The organism is Promicromonospora sp. NPDC050249 (assembly GCF_040656015.1).
Lineage (GTDB): Bacteria > Actinomycetota > Actinomycetes > Actinomycetales > Cellulomonadaceae > Promicromonospora.
Window position 1 is genome coordinate 1 of sequence record NZ_JBFAKY010000075.1, and the last position, 5,492, is coordinate 5,492.

Annotated in this window: 4 protein-coding genes; 3 read left to right on the top strand and 1 reads right to left on the bottom strand. The window is 69.2% G+C overall.

Annotation, left to right across the window (positions count from 1 at the left end; genetic code table 11):
- Positions 1 to 167: 167 nt before the first annotated feature.
- Positions 168 to 947 carry a GTP pyrophosphokinase family protein gene (locus AB0I32_RS27055; RefSeq protein ID WP_357511793.1) on the top strand — a complete coding sequence of 260 codons (780 nt, stop codon included), beginning with the start codon at positions 168 to 170 and terminating at the stop codon, positions 945 to 947.
- Between the two features lie 68 nt (positions 948 to 1,015).
- Here the strand turns inward: AB0I32_RS27055 and AB0I32_RS27060 are convergent, their stop codons facing one another.
- Entirely contained in the window at positions 1,016 to 2,551 is a 1,536-nt protein-coding gene (locus AB0I32_RS27060; protein WP_357511795.1) for an alpha-L-arabinofuranosidase C-terminal domain-containing protein, read from the bottom strand.
- A gap of 117 nt (positions 2,552 to 2,668) precedes the next feature.
- Between AB0I32_RS27060 and AB0I32_RS27065 the strand changes: the two genes are divergently transcribed.
- Together AB0I32_RS27065 and chvE are read left to right on the top strand one after the other, a co-directional pair.
- Complete coding sequence (locus AB0I32_RS27065) at positions 2,669 to 3,769, top strand: LacI family DNA-binding transcriptional regulator (RefSeq protein WP_357511797.1); 1,101 nt, start codon at positions 2,669 to 2,671, stop codon at positions 3,767 to 3,769.
- Between the two features lie 404 nt (positions 3,770 to 4,173).
- Positions 4,174 to 5,343 carry a multiple monosaccharide ABC transporter substrate-binding protein gene (gene chvE / locus AB0I32_RS27070; protein WP_357511799.1) on the top strand — a complete coding sequence of 390 codons (1,170 nt, stop codon included), beginning with the start codon at positions 4,174 to 4,176 and terminating at the stop codon, positions 5,341 to 5,343.
- Positions 5,344 to 5,492 lie beyond the last annotated feature (149 nt).

The window sequence follows — 5,492 nt, forward strand, 5'->3', positions numbered from 1 at the left end:
CGTACAGCGGACGCAGGTACGGGTCGATCTTCTCGGACAGCGTGCCGGGCAGGAAGCCGAGACCCAGGTCTCGACAAGCTCGACCAACGGTGAGACGGCCCGGCCAACGGTGGGCGGACCTCTGCTTGAGCCCCACAGCGTCACCCTCACGCCGTACGGTGGTCTCCGTGAGCACGCTGCCCGAGGACCTCCGGGAACACCCGATACCTGATCCAGCCGAGCTCCGGACGCTGGTCGCAGAGCTGCGCCGCCTGGTGCTGACCTACAAGTTCGGGATCGACGAGGTGATGACCAAGGTCTCGATCCTGCGCGACGAGTTCCGGCACATGCAGAACTACAACCCCGTCGAGCACGTGGGTTCCCGGCTCAAGTCGTTCGAGTCGATAGTCGCCAAGTGCCGCCGCAAGGGCATCCCGCTGACGCCGGACGGCGTCCGGGCGAAGATGTTCGACATCGCCGGCGTCCGCATCACCTGCAGCTTTGTCAACGACATCTACCTGGTGCGCGACATGCTGCTCAAGCAGGCGGACCTGACGCTGCTGGAGGAGCGCGACTACATCAAGCACCCCAAGGCGACGGGGTACAAGTCGCTGCACCTCATCGTGCAGATCCCGGTGTACCTGTCCGACCGGGTCGAGGACGTGATCGTCGAGATCCAGCTGCGCACCATCGCGATGGACTTCTGGGCCAGCCTGGAGCACAAGATCTACTACAAGTACGACGGCGACGTGCCCCGGCACCTCACCGACTCGCTCAAGCTCGCGGCGGACGTCGCCTGGTCGCTGGACACCTCGATGGAGCGTATCCACGACGAGGTCAAGGCCATCTCGGGCGACGAGGAACCGGTGGCGAGCCGGCACAACCTCCACACGCCCGAGGAGATGCTGCGCGACTTCTGGCGGGCCGCGGAGGCGGACGGCGGCTTCGACCTCGGCACGGAGCACTGACCCACCGCACCTGACCCGCCCGCCGATGTAGAGCGCCTGCCCGGACAGGCGCTCTACTTCGGCGAGTCTCAGACCGAGGTGAGGGTGCCCGACAGGGCCGTCCAGGACTCCGGCGGCAGCGTCACCGTCGTGCTCGGTGCGCCGGCGGCCCCGGCCACCCGCCCGGCGACGTCGAACTCGCCCCAGTGCTCCGCGGTCACCTTCTCCGCGTGCTCCGGCCCGGCGACGGCGGCCTCGTGGTCGGCCGTCATGACCCAGCCCTCTGCGACCTCCAGCACCGCCCCCAGGTGGGCCAGCTCCACCTCCACCGGCTCGGCGGACCGGTTGGTCAGGAACAGCGCGACGGCGCCGTCGGCCAGGGTGGCCGCCGCCGTGACCGCCGGTACCTCGCCGTGGGCCTTCGTGGTGATGGTGGACGTGGACACGCGCAGGTCGAGCGCCTCGCCCTGCGCCAGGCGCGCGGTCGTCGCGAAGGGGTGGAAGGTCGGCTGTCGCCAGGCCTCGCCGCCCGGCTCGGTCATGATCGGCGCGATCACGTTGACGAGCTGCGCGAGGCACGCGACCGGCACCCGGTCGGCGTGGTTCAGCAGCGTGACCAGGAGGTCGCCCACCACCACGGCGTCGAGCCCGGAGTAGACGTCCTCGATGATGCGGGGCGCGTCCTTCTGGATCGGCAGGTTCGCCTCGCCAGGGAAGCGGGTCTCCAGGTACCAGACGTTCCACTCGTCGAACGAGATGGTGATGCGCTTGTCGGAGCGGCGCTGGGCGCCGACGGCGTCCGCCGAGGCCACCACCCGCTCGATGAACCGGTCCATCGCGGTGCCCGACCCGAGGAACGACGCGCGGTCGCCGTCGACCTCCTCGTAGTAGGCGTGCATCGAGATGTGGTCCACGAGGTCGTAGGTGTACTCCAGGACCGTGCGCTCCCACTCGCCGAACGTCGGCATCCCCATGGACGACGAGCCGCACGCGACCAGCTCGATGGACGGGTCCACGAGCTTCATCGCGGCGCCGGCGTTGCGGGCCAGCTTGCCGTACTCGTGCGCGTCCTTGTGCCCGATCTGCCACGGGCCGTCCATCTCGTTGCCGAGGCACCAGAGCTTGACGCCGTAGGGCTTCTCACGGCCGTTCGCGATGCGCAGGTCGGCCCAGCGGGTGCCTGCCTCGCCGTTGCAGTACTCGAGCAGGGCCACTGCCTCCTCGACGCCGCGGGTGCCGAGGTTGACGGCCATCATGGGCTCGATGCCCTCGCGCTCGGCCCACTGCAGGAACTCGTCGGTGCCCACGACGTTGGGCTCCACCGTGCGCCACGCGAGATCGAGGAACGGCTTGCGCTGCTCCACGGGCCCGACGGCGTCCTCCCACCGGTAGTTCGAGACGAAGTTGCCGCCCGGGTACCGGACGGTGGTGACGCCGAGCTCGCGCGTCAGGTCGGCGACGTCGCGGCGGAAGCCGTGGCTGTCGGACGTCGGGTGGCCCGGTTCGTGGATGCCCGTGTAGACCGCACGCCCGAGGTGCTCCACGAAGGAGCCGAACAGGCGGCGGTCGACGGTGCCGACGGTGAAGTCGGGGTGCAGCAGCACGCGGGTGCGGGAGGTCGTCATTGTTCCTCGCTGGATCGATCGGTCGTTCTACAACGTTGCACACTAGCCGATCGGCGACGCGTGAGCGACGGCCGTCCTCTACCCTGTGGGAAAACTCGCCGAGTGGAGGCTGGCAGCGTGGCTGTGACGATGCACGACGTGGCGCAGCGCGCAGGCGTGTCGATCAAGACGGTGTCGAACGTGGTGAACGGCTACCCGTACATCCGCGCCGCGACCAGGGAACGGGTCCAGGCCGCCATCGAGGACCTGGGCTATCGCGTCAACATGTCCGCCCGGAACCTCCGCACGCGCCGCACCGGGCTGATCACGCTGGCGGTTCCCGAGCTCTCGCTCCCGTATTTCGCGGAGCTGGCCGACTCCGTCATCTCCGCCGCCGACGAGGCTGGGTGGACCGTGCTCATCGAGCAGACGAGCGCCAGCCGCGAGCGGGAGACCGACGTGCTCTCGGGCCGGCGCAGGCACCTCACGGACGGCCTGATCTTCTCGCCCCTGGCGCTCGGCCCCGACGACATCGGCCTGTTCACCGTCGACTTCCCGATAGTGATCCTGGGTGAGCGCGTCTTCGGCGCGCCCGCCGACCACGTGACGATGAACAACGTCGCGGCCGCGAAGGCGGCGACCCTGCACCTGGCGTCGCTCGGCCGCCGTCGGATCGCGCTGATCGGGGCGCACGAGGGGGAGCAGGTCGGGTCCGCCGCGCTGCGCACCACCGGCTACCTCGAAGGGCTGGCGGAGGCCGGCCTGCCCCACGACCCGGCGCTGATCGGGGAGGCGGGCCTCTGGCACCGCTCCACCGGAGCGGAGGCGATGCGCCGCATGCTCGACGAGGGAGTCGAGATCGACGCGGTCTTCGCGCTCAACGACGCGCTGGCGCTCGGTGCCCTGCACGCGCTGCACGCCCGCGGGATCGACGTCCCGGGCGAGGTGGCACTCATCGGGTTCGACGACGTCGACGACGCGAAGTACGCGGTTCCCGCACTGTCCTCCGTGGACCCGGGCAGGGCCCAGATCGCGCGCACCGCCGTCGAGCTGCTGCTGGAGCGCATCGGCGCGACCGGCGATCCGGCGCCGTTCCGGAGGGTGGTACCGGACTCGCGGATCATCGGACGGGAGTCGACGGGCGACGTCGTGCCGGGCCAGGACAGCCGCGTGGTGGGCGTCCAGCCGGGCGGCACGGAGCTCGTGCAGGCGACCGGCGAGGCGTCGGGCAGCCGGTAGCTCGACCGGTCGGCCACCTGACAGCGGGTGAGTTCCGGCTCGTCCTCCGGATGATCTTGCGGCTGCTGCGACCCACGATCGGCACTGTGCTGCTTCTCACTGTCGTCGCCACGCGGAGCAACTTCTTCCTGCCGCTCGGGAGCGCCCAGCGAGGCGGACTACCCAGGACGGCGGTTCCCGGATTCAAGAGTTGACTGTATCGATGCCGTAACCATCCAGTAAGTTCCCCTTACCAGCCCTCGACCACGGCTACGGTGGGCACGGTCGCCGGTCGGTTGTGGCTAAGTTCAGCCGACCTGGTTTTGACCAACGGACGTGTGAGCGTTCACAATCTGTTGCGTTCACAATGTGAAGTCGGCCGGGTTGCAGAGACGTTGCCCGGGCAAACTCGAAGAGGAGATGTCATGGCAAGGAAGCTGTGGGCCAAGCGCGGTCTGGCTGCGCTGGCGACGGGCACGATGGCTGTCTCGCTCGCTGCATGCGGCGGCGGCGGCGCCGGCGCTGGTGGCGGTGGCGGTGCCGGAGACGGCGAAGAGGGCGGCCTCGTCGGCGTGGCGATGCCCACGCAGACGTACGAGCGCTGGATCGCTGACGGCGACGCCGTCAAGACGGGCCTCGAGGAGGCCGGGTACGACGTCGACCTGCAGTTCGCGGGTGACGACATCCCGACCCAGCAGCAGCAGATCGACGCGATGATCAACAAGGGCGCCGAGGCACTCATCATCGCCTCGATCGACGGCACCGCGCTGGGCAGCCAGCTCGAGGCCGCCGCTGCCGCGGACATCCCGGTGATCTCTTACGACCGCCTCATCCGCGACTCGGAGAACGTGGACTTCTACGTCACGTTCGACAACTACACGGTCGGCGTGCAGCAGGGCACCTCGCTGCTGACCGGGCTCGGCATCCTGGGCGAGGACGGCGAGCCCGCCGCCGACGCCCCTGAGGGTCCGTTCAACGTCGAGCTCTTCGCCGGTTCGCCCGACGACAACAACGCAGGGTTCTTCTTCGAGGGTGCCATGTCGGTGCTCCAGCCGTACATCGACGACAAGACGCTCGTCGTGCCCTCGAAGCAGACCGACTTCGGCACCGTCGCCATCCAGCGCTGGGAGCAGGAGGGTGCGCAGGAGCGTATGGAGAACCTGCTGACCTCCACGTACACCAAGGGTGACGTGAAGGTCGACGGCGTGCTCGCCCCCGCCGACGTGCTGTCGCGCGGCGTCATCACCGCCCTGAAGAACTCGGGTTACGGCAAGGGTGACCTGAAGATGCCGATCATCACCGGCCAGGACGCCGAGGCGGCCTCCGCCAAGCTGATCGTGGACGGCGACCAGTACTCGACGATCTTCAAGGACACGCGTCTCCTCGCCGAGCAGGCCGTCACCGCGGCGACGGCGTTCCTCGAGGGCAACGAGCCCGAGGCCAACGACACCGAGACGTACGACAACGGCGTCAAGGTCGTGCCGTCGTTCCTGCTCCCCACGGTGATCGTCACCGCGGACAACCTCGAGGCCGAGCTGGTCGAGTCCGGCTACCTCACCGAGGAAGAGGTCGCGTCCGGCCAGGTCGACGAGTAGGTCTGACCTCCTGACGACACCCGTCCGACGCCGCTGACTTCTTGCGGTCATCCGGTGGTGGGGGGTGGGGGGGGGGGGCGCCCGGCCCACGCCCCCACCCCCCGGCGGGGCCCCCCCCCCACCCCAATGGGGGGCACGGACACACCACG